The 14,231-nt window shown below is 43.0% G+C and carries 16 protein-coding genes and 1 pseudogene; 6 read left to right on the top strand and 11 right to left on the bottom strand.

The features are described from left to right. Positions 1 to 11: 11 nt before the first annotated feature. A complete protein-coding gene (locus tag P2A85_RS11135) occupies positions 12 to 329 on the bottom strand; it encodes a DUF2499 domain-containing protein (RefSeq protein WP_341739958.1) in 318 nt (105 codons plus the stop codon). An 88-nt stretch (positions 330 to 417) separates the two neighbouring features. Between P2A85_RS11135 and csaB the strand changes: the two genes are divergently transcribed. The 3 genes from csaB (at position 418) to trmB (ending at position 3,041) form a co-directional block, all read left to right on the top strand. After that, positions 418 to 1,464 carry a polysaccharide pyruvyl transferase CsaB gene (csaB, locus tag P2A85_RS11130; protein ID WP_377479743.1) on the top strand — a complete coding sequence of 349 codons (1,047 nt, stop codon included), beginning with the start codon at positions 418 to 420 and terminating at the stop codon, positions 1,462 to 1,464. Between the two features lie 13 nt (positions 1,465 to 1,477). Beyond that, complete coding sequence (locus P2A85_RS11125; protein ID WP_377479739.1) at positions 1,478 to 2,230, top strand: Uma2 family endonuclease; 753 nt, start codon at positions 1,478 to 1,480, stop codon at positions 2,228 to 2,230. A 163-nt stretch (positions 2,231 to 2,393) separates the two neighbouring features. After that, entirely contained in the window at positions 2,394 to 3,041 is a 648-nt protein-coding gene (gene trmB, locus P2A85_RS11120; RefSeq protein ID WP_377479736.1) for a tRNA (guanosine(46)-N7)-methyltransferase TrmB, read from the top strand. Positions 3,042 to 3,238: 197 nt separating this feature from the next. Here trmB and P2A85_RS11115 read toward each other — a convergent pair whose 3' ends face one another. The 3 genes from P2A85_RS11115 to P2A85_RS11105 are packed head-to-tail and all read right to left on the bottom strand — an operon-like array spanning position 3,239 to position 6,443. After that, entirely contained in the window at positions 3,239 to 4,429 is a 1,191-nt protein-coding gene (locus P2A85_RS11115; RefSeq protein WP_377479734.1) for a hypothetical protein, read from the bottom strand. Between the two features lie 3 nt (positions 4,430 to 4,432). Further along, positions 4,433 to 4,891 carry a hypothetical protein gene (locus tag P2A85_RS11110; protein WP_377479731.1) on the bottom strand — a complete coding sequence of 153 codons (459 nt, stop codon included), beginning with the start codon at positions 4,889 to 4,891 and terminating at the stop codon, positions 4,433 to 4,435. A 37-nt stretch (positions 4,892 to 4,928) separates the two neighbouring features. Next, positions 4,929 to 6,443 carry a dolichyl-phosphate-mannose--protein mannosyltransferase gene (locus P2A85_RS11105; RefSeq protein ID WP_377479728.1) on the bottom strand — a complete coding sequence of 505 codons (1,515 nt, stop codon included), beginning with the start codon at positions 6,441 to 6,443 and terminating at the stop codon, positions 4,929 to 4,931. Positions 6,444 to 6,981: 538 nt separating this feature from the next. On the opposite strand from P2A85_RS11105, the gene P2A85_RS11100 reads away from it, so the two are divergent. Continuing rightward, positions 6,982 to 7,203: a hypothetical protein gene (locus P2A85_RS11100; protein ID WP_377479725.1), complete on the top strand. Its 222-nt coding sequence runs from the start codon at positions 6,982 to 6,984 to the stop codon at positions 7,201 to 7,203. On the opposite strand, the gene P2A85_RS11095 is transcribed toward P2A85_RS11100, so the two are convergent. From P2A85_RS11095 to P2A85_RS11085, 3 genes are all read right to left on the bottom strand, one after another. After that, positions 7,165 to 8,574: a site-specific DNA-methyltransferase gene (locus P2A85_RS11095; RefSeq protein ID WP_377479721.1), complete on the bottom strand. Its 1,410-nt coding sequence runs from the start codon at positions 8,572 to 8,574 to the stop codon at positions 7,165 to 7,167. The genes P2A85_RS11100 and P2A85_RS11095 overlap by 39 nt on opposite strands. Continuing rightward, entirely contained in the window at positions 8,559 to 9,170 is a 612-nt protein-coding gene (locus tag P2A85_RS11090) for a hypothetical protein (protein ID WP_377479717.1), read from the bottom strand. The genes P2A85_RS11095 and P2A85_RS11090 overlap by 16 nt, the downstream gene beginning before the upstream one ends. Positions 9,171 to 9,364: 194 nt before the next feature. After that, a complete protein-coding gene (locus P2A85_RS11085; RefSeq protein WP_377479714.1) occupies positions 9,365 to 9,646 on the bottom strand; it encodes a zinc ribbon domain-containing protein in 282 nt (93 codons plus the stop codon). A 59-nt stretch (positions 9,647 to 9,705) separates the two neighbouring features. Between P2A85_RS11085 and P2A85_RS11080 the strand changes: the two are divergent. Further along, positions 9,706 to 9,873, top strand: a pseudogene (locus P2A85_RS11080) (hypothetical protein); the annotation flags it as partial. 277 nt (positions 9,874 to 10,150) lie between these two features. Here P2A85_RS11080 and acsF read toward each other — a convergent pair. Genes acsF through P2A85_RS11065 form a run of 3 tightly spaced genes read right to left on the bottom strand, consistent with a single transcriptional unit; the run spans position 10,151 to position 11,813 of the window. Further along, a complete protein-coding gene (gene acsF, locus P2A85_RS11075; RefSeq protein ID WP_377479711.1) occupies positions 10,151 to 11,227 on the bottom strand; it encodes a magnesium-protoporphyrin IX monomethyl ester (oxidative) cyclase in 1,077 nt (358 codons plus the stop codon). Between the two features lie 25 nt (positions 11,228 to 11,252). Then, complete coding sequence (locus tag P2A85_RS11070; protein WP_340521184.1) at positions 11,253 to 11,423, bottom strand: hypothetical protein; 171 nt, start codon at positions 11,421 to 11,423, stop codon at positions 11,253 to 11,255. Positions 11,424 to 11,456: 33 nt separating this feature from the next. After that, on the bottom strand, positions 11,457 to 11,813 hold the full coding sequence (locus P2A85_RS11065) for a hypothetical protein (RefSeq protein WP_377479708.1): 357 nt from the start codon (positions 11,811 to 11,813) through the stop codon (positions 11,457 to 11,459). Positions 11,814 to 11,865: 52 nt separating this feature from the next. Between P2A85_RS11065 and rpmB the strand changes: the two genes are divergently transcribed. Then, positions 11,866 to 12,102, top strand: a complete 237-nt coding sequence (gene rpmB, locus P2A85_RS11060; RefSeq protein ID WP_332978372.1) for a 50S ribosomal protein L28 — start codon at positions 11,866 to 11,868, stop codon at positions 12,100 to 12,102. Positions 12,103 to 12,179: 77 nt separating this feature from the next. On the opposite strand, the gene P2A85_RS11055 is transcribed toward rpmB, so the two are convergent. Next, positions 12,180 to 14,231 carry an adenylate/guanylate cyclase domain-containing protein gene (locus tag P2A85_RS11055; protein ID WP_377479706.1) on the bottom strand — a complete coding sequence of 684 codons (2,052 nt, stop codon included), beginning with the start codon at positions 14,229 to 14,231 and terminating at the stop codon, positions 12,180 to 12,182.

Raw genomic sequence — 14,231 nt, 5'->3', positions numbered from 1 at the left:
CTGACCAAATTCTAGTCCTGTTTAATTTTTTCTGTTGTTTGAGCCGATCGCCAAATCCACCAAGCAGCCGCCCATAGAGTAAAATTGCCGATGAGAGTCATGGCGGCTTGCAGGGTAACAATCCATTCTAGGGCTGGAGAGTTATCAAAATAGTGCCATGTACAGGCACACATAGCGCTGACGAGGGCGGGTAACATGGCGGCGGAAAGGGCCCACCAAGCTCGGTTGTGAGTAACTTCGCCGTAGGTCCAAATTAACCAGATGGCGACAATCCACTCGACGACACTAGAAATGTGAATAATCCAGGTGGGAATTGACAAAGCGTGCATTGTTTGTATTCTGAAATAAGATGCAAGATGTATTGATTAGATATTGTAATAGTTAGATTCCCCATCGTAAACTAAGAAAAAAGTAAAAATGCGAGCAATTTTGTGCGGCTATTACGGTAAAGGCAACGGTGGCGACGAGGCGCTATTAGCCTCGCTACTGCAAATGTTACCAGATGATGTGACACCGATCGTCCTTTCTGGCAATCCTGTCGAGACTAAACAGCGTTATGGTGTAGCTGCGCGCGATCGCATGAATGCCTTTCAAGTCCTCGAAGCACTCCGCACCTCCGATGCCCTAATTTGGGGTGGCGGCAGTTTAATCCAAGACACTACTAGCACGATCAGCCCATTTTATTATGGCGGCTTGATGGGATTAGCACAACAAATGGGATTAAAAACTGTGGCTTGGGCCCAGGGAATTGGGCCTTTGAATCGAGATATTACCCGTAAGTTATCTCAGCGGTGTTTTACTGGATGTACGGCGGTTAGCGTGCGGGATAAAGGCTCTGCTACCCTGCTAGCAGATTGGGAAATTCCCTTTACTTTAGCGCCCGATCCGGTGTGGGCTTTGGAAAATTCACCAGTGTCGGGTTTGTGGGATTTACCAGCGCCCAGAGTTGCGGTTTGTTTGCGATCGCATCCTAGCCTAACTCCGGCTCGGTTATCTATCTTAACTCAAGCTTTAGTGGACTTTCAAAAAGCCACCCGCACGTTAATTTTATTGCTACCATTTCAAGCTTCCCAAGACTTAGAAATTGCCAAATATTTGCATGAAGCCCTACCAAAAAGGAGTCGTATCCTAAGTTTAGCAGACCCCAGGAAACTCAAAGGAGTGTTCCGGGGAGTAGAAATGGCGATCGGGATGCGCTACCATAGTTTAATTATGGCAGCTTCAGAAGAATGTCGCTGTTTTGCCCTCAGCTACGATCCGAAAGTTAGTCATTTGATGGACGAGTTAGAAATGCCGGGATATTTATTATCAGACTTGCCAGACGATCCTTATTTAATCAGTAAAACCTGGATCGAACACTATGCTAACGGCGACGCCTTATCGCCAGACAGGATAAAATTTATAGTAGGGCGATCGCTCTTTCATCAAGAAGTATTGAAAACCGCACTCCAGCAATCTCCATAAGAGGTAAAATACCATGACAGTCAGTACAGCCGACTTGAAAATTACCTGGGAAAAATTGCCCGCCGATTTTATTTTAGACGAGGAACCTGTGGAAAACATCGACCAGCCCTTGCTCGCTGCTGCCTTGCGAGAAATCTTAGAAATTGCAGGGCTAATAGTAGCAGGAATATTAATTGCTCCAAATATGGGCATTTGTGCGACAGTAGACAGCAAGCTAGTTATCAAAGCTCCAGATTGGTTTTATGCCCGCAACGTACAAGCGCTTCCCAGTCAAGAAATTCGCCGCAGTTACACTCCCAACTTAGAAGGGGACATTCCGGCGATCGTGATGGAGTTCTTGTCAGCTAGTCCCAACGATGAATATTCAATCAAGCCAAGTTATCCCCCCGGTAAATGGTTTTTTTACGAACAAGTATTGCGAGTTCCAATCTATGTAATCTTTGAACCCGCCGCCGGAGTGCTAGAAGTCTACCAGTTGGATTCAGGAGGAAGGTATCAACCACAGCAACCCGATTTAAATGGTCGTTATTGGGTTGCAGGAGTTGGGCTATTTCTGGGTGTTTGGCAGGGAACAAAAGCCGAAAGAACCGGATATTGGTTGCGCTGGTGGGATGAAAGCGGACAGATGTTATTGTGGGGAGCAGAAATGGTAGAAAGAGAAAGGCAGCAAAGGGCGATCGCTCAACAGCAAGCGGAACAAGAACGAGAACGATCGGAAAGACTAGCTGCACAATTAAGAGCAGCAGGCATTGAACCAGAAGCTTGATACAATAATTAGAAATGAAAAATCGTAATCATGCCATTTTTCATTTCTAATTTGGCGATCGCTAATTCGTGAAAAAAAATATACTCCATCGCAAAAATCAATAATTATCAGCATTAATCTGCATTCATCTGCGGTTAAAAATCACATTAAGGAGACATCAAAATTGGCAAGAGTTAGAGTTCGGGAACACGTCAATCCCCTATCCATTCGATATCAAGCATCCGTAAATCCCCCGGATTGGACAAAAATTTATGCTGACTTAAATTTGCCACTGCATTTAGATATCGGTTGCGGTAGGGGAAGGTTTTTGTGGCACATGGCGCAACTCCAAACAGACTGGAATTTTCTAGGATTAGAAATTCGGGAACCTCTGGTAGAAGAGGCGAATGTTTGGCGGGATGAAAAAGGCTTGACAAATCTCCACTATTTATTTGGCAATGCCAATAGTTCTCTGAAGCCCATTTTAGAAACTTTGCCGCCAGGTATTTTGCAGCGAGTTAGCATTCAATTTCCCGATCCTTGGTTTAAAAACAAACACCATAAACGGCGGGTAGTGCAACCGGAATTAGTCAATGATTTTGCAACTTATATGGCAATTGGTGGCGAAGTTTTTATGCAATCTGATATTGAAGAAGTAGAAACGGAAATGTGCGATCGCTTTTCATCTCACCCTAGTTTTCAGCGTCAAAACAATGGCGAATGGTTAGCAGAAAATCCCCTACCTGTGGCGACGGAAAGAGAAATTGGTAGACTCCAACGCGGCGAACCTGTTTATCGAGCATTATATCATAAATCTGGAACACCATCTTAAATTAATTAATCCCCATCTGCTGGGACTAAAGTTTGGTGCATCTGTGTTTTGCAAATATATTCGTAGGGGCGAAGCATGACCGCTGTAAATCTCTGGTTATCACTAATAAATTGTCTGCGGTCATGCTTCGCCTATGCAAAATCGGGATGCTCCCCGAAAGTTTGATTTGCTTAGGGATTTCAATCGCCGAATCCACCCTATTTCAAGCCTGAATTGGGATAGTTTCGCGGTTTATTGGTTTCAGCTTCTTTGTCGATCGCACTTCGGTAAGTATCCACCACATGATTCGGCATCACATCACCATTTTGCGCCAAAAAAGACCATTCTTCACCAACATGGACATATTCAGTTTTAAAGAATACAGTAAAAGGTACAAGGGTAATAGCATCTGCTAAATTCACCACTCGATAGCTGTTGGGTACAACTCGATTGTGCTCTCTGGCAAAAACTCGATCGCCTACCCTGGGGCTAGCATAAGTGTACAACTGGACTTGCTTTTGCAATCGAGGAATATTCACCGCAATGTCGATCGCAGCTAAAGTAGCGATCGCAGCACCCAAACTGTGTCCCGATATGTAGCAAGGAACCGACGGATTTAGCTTTTTGGCAGCCTCAAGGGTTTGAACAGAAATATTACTGTAGATTGTAGAAAAACCAGGGTGAATAGCACCATACAACGGACTGGCAACTTTGCGATCGTTTGTAGCATAAAGGGCATTGATATTAAGTATCCATTCAATGGTTCTTTGAGTACCACGAAACACAATAATATTGTGTTTTTTTGAACTCAGAACAAAACCAAAATAAACCGGAATTTTCTTTTTTATCTTAACTACTTCTTTAGCAGTATTTTTAATTACCTTCTGAGCATTATCTACATTGTCGCCGATGGGATCTGTATCGCTATTTGGGGATGTTGGTGACTGAGGAATATCTACCTCTACTTGTTCTGAAATACTCGCTTCTACTCCTTTGAGCGCAGAAACTTGAGTATAGTCTTTGAATTGAGCCGTGTAAGCTGGCAGCGATTTGATATCGCCATTATAGCTAGGATCGATCTTGCCTTTGAGGTACTGTTGCGTGGCTAATTTGCTGCACTGAATCAGCAGTTTAGAAATCTCACGATTGTAGGGAATAGGTGGGGGAGATAACTTAACAGATGCCTGAATTTGTCGCGCTTCATTAATTTTTTTAGCATCAGCTTCTAAGGTTTTTTGGAAAAATTTATCGGCATCTCTGTCGTTGAGTAAGGCTAAAACTTGTTTCTGGCGATCGCTTTCTGCTAGACGGCGCAAATATTCAGGTATTGCCGTCGCAGCCGACGCGGCGGCTAATCCTCCAAGTAAGAATTTTCGGCGGGTAAGTTTTAAATTAATATACTTTACCATAACTCAAATAATTTTAGATTTGATATTAGACAATTGACTCTTTTGACAACCACTGGCATAATAAAGGTGCGTTGCTTGTCCCAATCTCCAAGTCAGGGCAAACAGCGATGATGCCACCGCAAAACCCCCAACAAAAGGCACAAACAAACCCGCAACATACATTGAGATCCAAGCCATAAACGCAATCCAAAAAGAACCCACACCACCAAAAAAATTGCCTCCGATCGCCAAAGCATCTTGACCTTTGGGATAGCCCCATTTACCCCCAATATCCCGCATCATCTTTAACAGCAACACACTAGCAGCCAGCAATGTAAAAGTCAAAGTTCCTGGGAGTGGATTCAGTCCCAAAATAGCCGCTCCTATGGCATAGTCTATAATCAATTCACGGATTTCTTTGTTTAGTTCAACAAGATGAGGTGTCCGCGCCATCCCTTCTATATCCGCTGTTTTTCTGGGCAATTTGTCACTCCTCTAATTTTCTTCCTTCTGGTATAACTTAAATCCAAGAGGGAAGCCACATCCTAATTTTCCATTCAAGTTCCGACAAAGGGAGTCCCAAATAAATAGGCATCCAGAAAGCAAAACCACCCAAAACCATAAAAATAATTGTCACCGCCATCCCTCGGAGACGATTTTGATGACTATTAATCCACCTGTCAACCCACCAAGCAAGTGCCAGCGTTGCAAATACAGAACAACCCATATAATGATATAAAAATACACAACGAGTCACCTTTACCCAAGGCAGCAAATTAGCAGCCCAGTTAACTATTAAGTATAACATTAACCACATTTCAGTAGTGGGCGGAAACACAAATAGCTGCTGCTGTTCCAGGAGAGTAACAGAATCCTCGTTACGGGTTTGTTGCCAAACCCAAAAGCGGTTAACCAAAATTACTACTACTAATATTAAAGCTAAAGTTGACAGCCACCAAAGCATGGGATTCCCCATCGCGTGAACGTCAAAGATTACCTTAGTCGCACCAGTTGGCAAAGGTGGCAAAACAGGGTCTGGTTGTGAATTATTCGTAGCAGTTTTGTAGAAGTAAACTATCGGGCGCAGCATCAGAGGCCAACCGTACCACGCGGAACAGTAAGGATGCACGTCTGGGCCGCTCTTAATCCGCTGGTGATAAGTCAAAATCTCTGTTTGCATCTGCCAGAAATCGGGAGTTGGATTAAAGTGGAGGTGAGGAATCCAAGAGATGCTGTAAACTACAATAGGAATAATAGCTAAACTTAGCCCTACTTCTAAAAAATTGAGTTTCGTCAATTTTTGGACTGGACTTACCGCCGGAAGCATTGTTGATAATTCCTGGTTTTCCAGTTCTGGTTCTTCTTGATTTTGTTGAGTAAGTTGCACCATCCAAGCGCAGATTAAAATTAAATAAGTTCCAAAAAGAAACCATAATCCGTTCCATTTAATAGCAGTGGCAGCGCCGAAACTAGCCCCCGATAGCCCTAGCAAAACCCAGCGGTTTTTGCCTTCTTTTTCCACTGATTTTAAAATAAATATTTGACCTAATATTCCCAATAAAACTAGATAAATGTTATTCAGTGCGTAGCGAGATTCGACTAAAAATAGACCATCGCAGGCGGCAAATAAAGCAGCAATAAAGGCATAACTGCGGCGTTTAACGAGCTGATAGGCTAGCGCTCCCACAACTAGGGGAATAAAGGAGCCGGTGAGAGCGTTGAGCCAGCGGTAATCCCAAGGAGAAAGTAGGGAACCAGCCATACTGTTTACGGCGGTTTTTCCGAAGGGAAGGTGAGTGCCTAGCCAGATGCCAACGGCAATTATGTACTGACTCAGCGGCGGGTGAGCGTTGAAAAAAGGCGTTTTGGTGAGATAATCGTTGGCAAATTTAGCGTAATAAACCTCGTCAAATACGAAAGTGTTAAATCGCTCTAGTTCCCAAAAACGGAGAGTTAAGGACATGAGGAACACAGCGAGCATTCCCAGGGTAAAAACAAAATTCGATTGGTTGAATAGTTTTTTGTTCGCTTTCATAAAAGGCATCAAAAAGATAGTAGATAGTAGATTTGAGAGTGAGCGAAGCCGAACCATCAGGACACGGCGCGCCAGCCCATTTGTGTCAACTTAAGCTTTTAGTCCGCCAGTCCTCCCACTTACCCGGCAGTCCGCCAGGGAATCAATTCCCTGTCTAATAGTCAAAGTCCTCTTCAAGAGGACTGAAGAACTCATTAGTCCTCTTCGAGAGGACTTTCGCTTTGAGGCAGGGGTTTAAACCCCTGCCGGACTATTGGTTGTACGTTAAGTTGACACCAATTGGGATTGCCGTGTCCTCCGTGGGTGTTTTGTGGATGATTATATCCGTTGGTGTTTCGTCAATGGTTATATCCATTGACGTTTTGTCGGTGGTTATATCCGAATCGCACTCGCAAGGAGAATTTCATCATCCAATTCGGTTGATTTTACCTGTTAGAGCGTATCCGAGGTTTATGAAGTGCAGGAACACGGCACGGTGCGGTGTCCTTACCAAATCGACTATGATACCGATTAACAAGGTCTGGTTTAAGGGGTGTTTATGAATCTCCGGCTGTGGGTTTGGGGGATAGCTGTAGGTGTGGCTATCCTGCTAGGAGTCCCGGCGGTGGCTGCACCCAGTGCGATGAAAATTAGTCAAGGGGTATCGCAGCAGTCCGGGGGAAACCGGGATGCTGCTGCTGAAAGAGCCTTTACAGAAGCGCTTGAATTCTTTTCTACGCTGCTACTGCCATTCTATCCATTGCTTCACAATATCTTCTAGTTCCCCAGCAAAGGAATCAGTTGCATAAAGAGCAAAGTTATTAACTATCTCGCTTTTTTCAGGTATAGACTCAGCCTTAAACCGACATTCATCTAAGTTAAAAAGCGATAATTGTCGAGACTCGTCATTTGATGTATTCTGGTGTAGGGATGTGGGCTGGCTGACAAAAGCGCCCATGGGTTCGCAACCCTTAGCAAAACGGCGCAAAGTAGTGGCGATCGCCTCGGAACTATTATCAATTCCTATCCACTTCCTCCCAAACTCCGAAGCAACACTCAAAGTCGTACCCGAACCAGCAAAGCAATCCATCACTAAATCATCAGGATTTGATGAAGCTCGAATAATTCTACTAAGTAGATCGCGGTTTTTCTCAGTTGGATAACCTGTAATTTCAATATTTTGATTGTGAGCATCGCGAAACTCAAGCCAAATATCTTGTACTGGAATCCCACTACTACTATCCAAATATATCTTGCGACGGGGATTTCCAGTCGCCGACCAATATATTTCCCCTCTAGCATCCATCTCATCTAGTGTTTGAGGTGGAAACTGCCAATGTTTTCCCGGTGGCGGATTCCTCCCTCTCCAAGACTTGCCAGTTTCGCCATTTCGGACTCCCGGTGCATGAATCGGAACCTTTTTATATCGCCTCCCAGTTTCTTTTTCAATGTATTCATATTCTTTGTTAGCGCGCTTATCCGTCCATTCTTCAACTGGACGATTCCAGATATAATTATCTGATTTACTATAAAATAGAATAAAATCTGAAACATTTCCATAAGTCTTTTTTGTGTAATTTTTAGGGTTACATTTTTTACGAGTAATCCAGTTTCTAAAATTACGCGAACCAAAAACTTCATCCATAATTACCTTGATATAAAAAGCCATATTTTCATCAAGATGTACGTATATTGAACCGTCATCAGCTAATAACTCTCTCAACAATATCAACCTTTTACGAACAAATTCAATATAGTTGTTGCCTGCTAATAAATCAGAATAAGCATCAGTCTGAGAACGAGATTTAAATATACTTTTAGTTGCAAAAGGCGGATCTATATAGATTAATTTTACTTTACCTTTTACTGAACTATTTTTGAGCAAAGATGCTAAAATTGGTAAATTATCACCATAGTAAAGACGGTTTTCATTTGCCGTACTTGGCTGTTCATTGCGAGGCCACAGTTTTACACACTCAGCTCTATCGGTGTCTAAAACTTCACTTGCAGGCACTTTTCCTGGATATGAAAAGCACGCATCCAAGTTATTGTTTAGTTGGCTTTCACTAAAATTTGATGCAGCTTGACCCTGCGATTGTTTTTTAGAAATACCAGTAGCCATTGTCACTCCTATTTTCAAGAACGTAGCCATTCCACTGTAATCCGATCGGGAACCATGCGCAGTGTCAATACAATAATTCTTTCTGGCCAACTATTTTCAATATTTGCGTAGTCATCCCACATTGAACCGAGTAAAAGACCAGGCCCATCATTTAAAAAAATTACCTTAGTTTTTAAGTTGCGATCTTGTGTGTAACTGAGGATTTCATCGGCACAGCTACGATAGCCACCTGTTCGATCGTCTTCTTGTGCACCACCTCTATCTGAATCATATCGTGCTAATCCTATTGCCAGCAATTCATTTTCATTAATATCGTATATCGCAAAATCAACAGGGCGTTTCGGGTTTGGATAGTTTGCGAACACATTTCCCATCATAATATCTTTTCCGGCTCGCTCTGGTCCTCGGATTGCCAAGTATGGAAAATGTAAGCGGAATAAGGAAAAAAACCTTTCAGTTAGGTCGTATCCTTTGTTACCACGACTTTTGTATTCCCACAACAAAGCTGACATTGCCTCGTCGGGAATTGGACGAGTCATGTATGCAGCTTGAACTTCTTGAACAGGCCTAAAACGACTTCCAAACTGGTTGCAAATATCCGTTGTCTTTTTTTTTCTTCTGAGCATTTCAACTGGAATCTCAGGGCTAACATACTTGCGAAACACCCTGAGAAGTTGAACTCGCATCCATGTGCTAGGAACCTCTGAAATCTGTATAAATAGGCGCACTGATGATTCAGAAGTCGTGAGTAATTGTCCAAACATTACTAAAACTGGTTCTTGACATACTCCCGGGCGTGAACGCACTCTTGATTCTAGCTTCAAGCAGTAATTGCAGGACTAGCCTGTCTGACATCACCTAAGCTAACAGTCGATGCCCCGACTGCTTGAATATTTTTAGCGGCGTTTTCGTCTCTTCCGTTAACCGATTGACAGGAGGGACAACGCCACTCTCGAACTGATAAATCTAGTTTTTCTAGAACCTGTCCACACTCTTTGTGTAGGGCAATGCAATGGTTATAAATCACCCCAGCAGCATTAATTGTGCGCTTGAGGTGTCTATTCCGTTTGTGTGCGTAGAGTTTAAACTTCAGTGTTTTCATGCTAGTATTCTACCATAGGTTGACAGCAATATGACGGCCTTAAAAAATTAACGGTTCGGTGTTCTAACGAAGAGTATGAAATACTTTTGAAATATTGCGAGAAATCGGAGCGCACTCAAAATGACGTGCTTAGAGAGATGATCCGGAAGTTAAAGAAAAGCCGTCCTACAAGGCGATGTGCTGAGCGTAGTCGAAGTAACGGGGCTTTAGACCCAATTTCTTGGTAAAGTTGGCAAGCCTCTTGTAATATATCTGGATAGTATTCTCCGGTCATCAAAGTTATCCAGTTGTGTGCATCCGGTTTGTAATCTGCAAAAGAGTTGCGTCTTCCCGATTTCATATTAGTCATCATTCATCTCAACACTAACTCCTTCGTAAAGTTCGCTCAATTGCATTTGAAATTCCATCGCACTTAAGTCATAACTTCTTAATACTAACATTATACAAAAAAAAGCGGCTCCGCTTGCCGCAGAACCGCCATAAAAGAAGAGTGAAAATCCAAACTTAACGCACAGCACCCTCAACAGAAGGTGATTCGATTGTCTTCATGAAGTAAAGCTTCAGTAATTGCCAGCCATTGGACAAATACAGAGGCAATTTTTGGAACAATTGCAAGAATTTGGGAGTATTTGACTCAACAATTGCGGTCAATTTTTGATTGTTCTTGAGACAAACATCCAGACGGTCATAAAATTCTGGATTGTTCACATCTAGCATGACTGGGAATACTCGACCGGCGGTTTCGTTGGTCTTTTTGATGACTTCGATGTCGTATTCGCGAGCATCTAGTCCGAGCGATCGATAAAAACCGGCTCTCTGGATATCATTGAGATACATGGTGGCGAATACCGACAGCAAGAAGAAGCGGCACCAAAGTTTTGCCTTCCAATCGTTCAACATCTGAGGCTGAGCTCTCATCACCGCATCGAAGAAATCTCCGTGGCGGTTTTCATCCTGACACCAATTTTCAAAGAATCGGAAAATCGGATAAATTTGGTCTTCTGGATGAGCCTTTAAGTGTTGGTAAATGGTGATGTAGCGCCAATAACCAATCTTTTCAGACAAGTAAGTAGCGTAGAAAATGAACTTTGGCTTAAAGAAAGTGTAGCTGCGGCTCTTAGTCAAAAAGCCCAAATCCAGGGACAAATTAAAATCTGACAAAGCTTTGTTGAGGAATCCGGCGTGCCGCGCTTCATCTCGCGACATCAGGTTGAAACCTTCGGCGAGCACTGGATTTTTTCCCTTGAGTCTGCGTCCCAATTCTTTGTATAGCAAGAAGCCAGAAAACTCAGCCGTGCATGAACGTTCCAGAAATTCAATGAATAACTGGCGCTTTTCGCCGTCTATGTGATCCCAAGATTGAGCGAACTCTTCATCCCGCACGAAGTGATTTTTGTTGTAGTCAACGCGGAACTCTTGCATGATTGCTTCTAGTTCGGCTTCGTTGATCGAGATGTCCATTTTTGCCATCTCGTCAAAATCTGTTGTGTAAAATCTCGGTGTGAGAATAGTTTCTTTGGCTGGGGTTTTCACTCCCGGCCGCATTTCTTCAAAAGTTGGTTTTTTGAGGGAATCTACCATATTTTTATTGGATTTCTGCTTATAACTACTGGCTGGTTTCAGTTTTCAGGTATTGCGATCGCCCGCGGGAGCCTCTGTTTTTTTCCACTGAACTACGGTCTGGTAGTCGGGGTGGAATCAAGGGAGGCAAACCTGCTGTAATTTCCACGTCCTCCAGTGTACCAATCTCTTGACCCAGGGAATATGTTGCTGGCATTAAGAATTGCTACGCAGAATCCCCAGCGACATACTACAAATAGACTACTTGTAACGCAACCTGCTGCACTCGTGATGCAGGCGATCGCCTGCATCCGATCGGCACAACGACTCCCAACCCGATCGCCCTAGGCCACAAAATCTCTCGGAGGACTGATGAATTTCTTGATGAATCCCCATCGAGTTCAACTTTCACTGTTTTATTCTCAGTCCGTCGGACTGGGAATCGGTGAGTCGGTTCGGCCACACGCCGCGAGAATTTGCAGTTTGACGCAGAAAAAACTAGCGCCCCACCAGTAAAACTTGTGCGATCGCCAGTGGCGACTAAGGTAGTAAAACTTGTTTTCAAAGAGTAGGTTGTGGCGATCGCACAGGATGCGTAAATTTCCAAAATCTGCTAGAGTGAAAGGCTGCACGCAAAAAACAGTAATCTGGAGGGCAATATGTCACGGAAATGTCAGCTAACAGGGAAGAAAGCGAATAATGGTTTTGCAGTTTCTCACTCACACCACCGCACTCACAAGTTGCAAGAAGCAAATTTACAGTGGAAGCGGATTTGGTGGCCACAGGAGAAACGCTGGGTGAAACTGCACCTTTCCACAAAGGCCATTAAAACCTTGCAACACAAGGGTTTGGAAATTATGGCGAAGGAAGCTGGAATTAACCTATACAAAATGTAAGAAATTTCGATCCCAAGAAAGGACTAAAGTCCTTACTACAAACCTCTTTTTTAGGTTCGTAGTAAGGACTTTAGTGCTTAATACTGATTTCTACCTTTTAATAAATAAGTATTCATCAGACCTTTGCCTTTAACTTCGATTGCAGGACGACTTTCAAATATATACTTTTCCTGCAATTTATGATAGGTTGTGGATGTCACCTGAATGCACCCCGGCAAGCCGTGGGATTCCATGCGGGAAGCGGTATTAACAGTGTCTCCCCACAAATCATAGATAAATTTTTTAATCCCAATCACTCCCGCCACCACCGGACCTGTATTGATGCCGATTCTGATGCTAAAAATTTGATTATGCAGCTTACTAAATTCGGTAATTGCCTGTTGCATATCAATGGCCATTTGGGCGATTTTTTCTGCATGATCTAAGCAAGGAATTGGCAGTCCTCCTACTACCATGTAAGCATCACCAATGGTCTTAATTTTTTCCAAACCGTGTCTTTCAGCTAGGTAGTCAAATGTTGAAAAAATTTCATTTAACAAGGCAACTAATTCTGTTGGAGAAACAGTCGCACTGAGTTGAGTAAAACCTACGATGTCGGCAAATAAAACAGTAACATCAGAAAAAGTATCGGCGATGGTACTGTCTCCTTGCTTTAAACGATCGGCTATTTGTTGTGGCAAAATGTTCAATAACAACCGTTCTGATTGTTCCTGCTGCACTCGCAGTGCACTTAAAGTATCATTTAGCGCATTAGTCCGTTCTTGCACTCTAAATTCTAACTCTTCATTGAGCTTGTAAAGCTCCATTTCTGCCCGCCTGCGGTCTGTGATATCCGTACCGATTGCCAGCATTCCTGCGAACTTTCCTGCCTCGTCAAACAGCGGTTTATTTGCCCAGGATACCCAAACGCGATCGCCATTGCGCCGGATACTTTCATTTTCATTGCGCGTGTACTTTTCGGGATTTTGTAAAATATCTCTCAACTTTACTGTCAAGTCGTTTCCTATGGTATCTGTATGGGGAATAATTGTTCCTACTGCATTTTTACCTAGTATTTCTTCTTCCTCATAACCAAAAAAAATCTGTGCAAATTCGTTGAAAAATGTAATATTTCCTACCCGGTCTAATTTTAAAATAATGCTATTAGCATTTTCCACTAATTCCCGATACTTAATTTCGCTTTGCCGCAGTGCATTCTCCGCTGAAGCGCGTTCAGCTACAGTTGCAGCCAACAGCAGAGAGGTAATAACAATTACGCTCATAAAAGCCTGCAAAAATAAGATTGCTTGATTGATACTTTGTGCTTTAGTAATAAAAGGACCAGCCCCCTGAGACCCCCCCCAAATGGCGATGCTGGATACGAGGAAAGATGATATGACAGCGCCACGTTGACCGAATTGAATGGTTGCCCAAATTACTAAGGGAAATGGCAAGTATTCCAGGGGATACCCTGAAAAAGTAGGGGTTGCTTTGGAACTATATACTACCCAACTGACTGCGATTAATGACATCAGGCCTATTCCTGCCCAGATTCGATTTATGCTGCTGATTTGGCGATCGGCTGTTGCTGGTTTTTGGTATAAAATCAACAACAGGGGAGCAAAAATCAAAACTCCTAACGTATCTCCCAGATACCAATTCCACCTAATTTCCCAATATTGGTTCCAGTCAACTAGACCAGTTAAACATAAGCGCAGTGTGCCCAGAGTGCAGTTGATTTGAGTAGCAACTACGGCACCAAAAAAAATTAAATTCACAACATCTATCAGTCGATCCAGTGACTGTCGAAATTTTAATTTATTCAGTAAAATAAAGGCACACAAAGATTGCAAACAAGCACAAAAAGCAGAGACTAATGACAAGATTAAGGAGACCTTCATGTCGATTTTTTCAAAAAAGAAAACCCCTAATGCTACTCCTGGCCAAAAGCGCCACCCAAACAATAAAAGTGCAGCTTGGGCAATTCCTGCGGGGGGCCACACGCAGGTAGCTAATTTATTGATGCCGGGAATGGAAACTGCCAGTTTTGCTCCTAAAATATAAACGAGCGCAATTGCAGCTACTTTTCCTAAATATTGCCAATTTCTAGATAGAACAAATAGACGAAACTGACTATTGTTTTGGTTCAT

Source organism: Microcoleus anatoxicus (assembly GCF_042465725.1).
Lineage (GTDB): Bacteria > Cyanobacteriota > Cyanobacteriia > Cyanobacteriales > Microcoleaceae > Microcoleus > Microcoleus anatoxicus.
The sequence above is the reverse complement of the archived record's forward strand: the minus strand, read 5'-3'. Positions and strand labels throughout refer to the sequence as shown.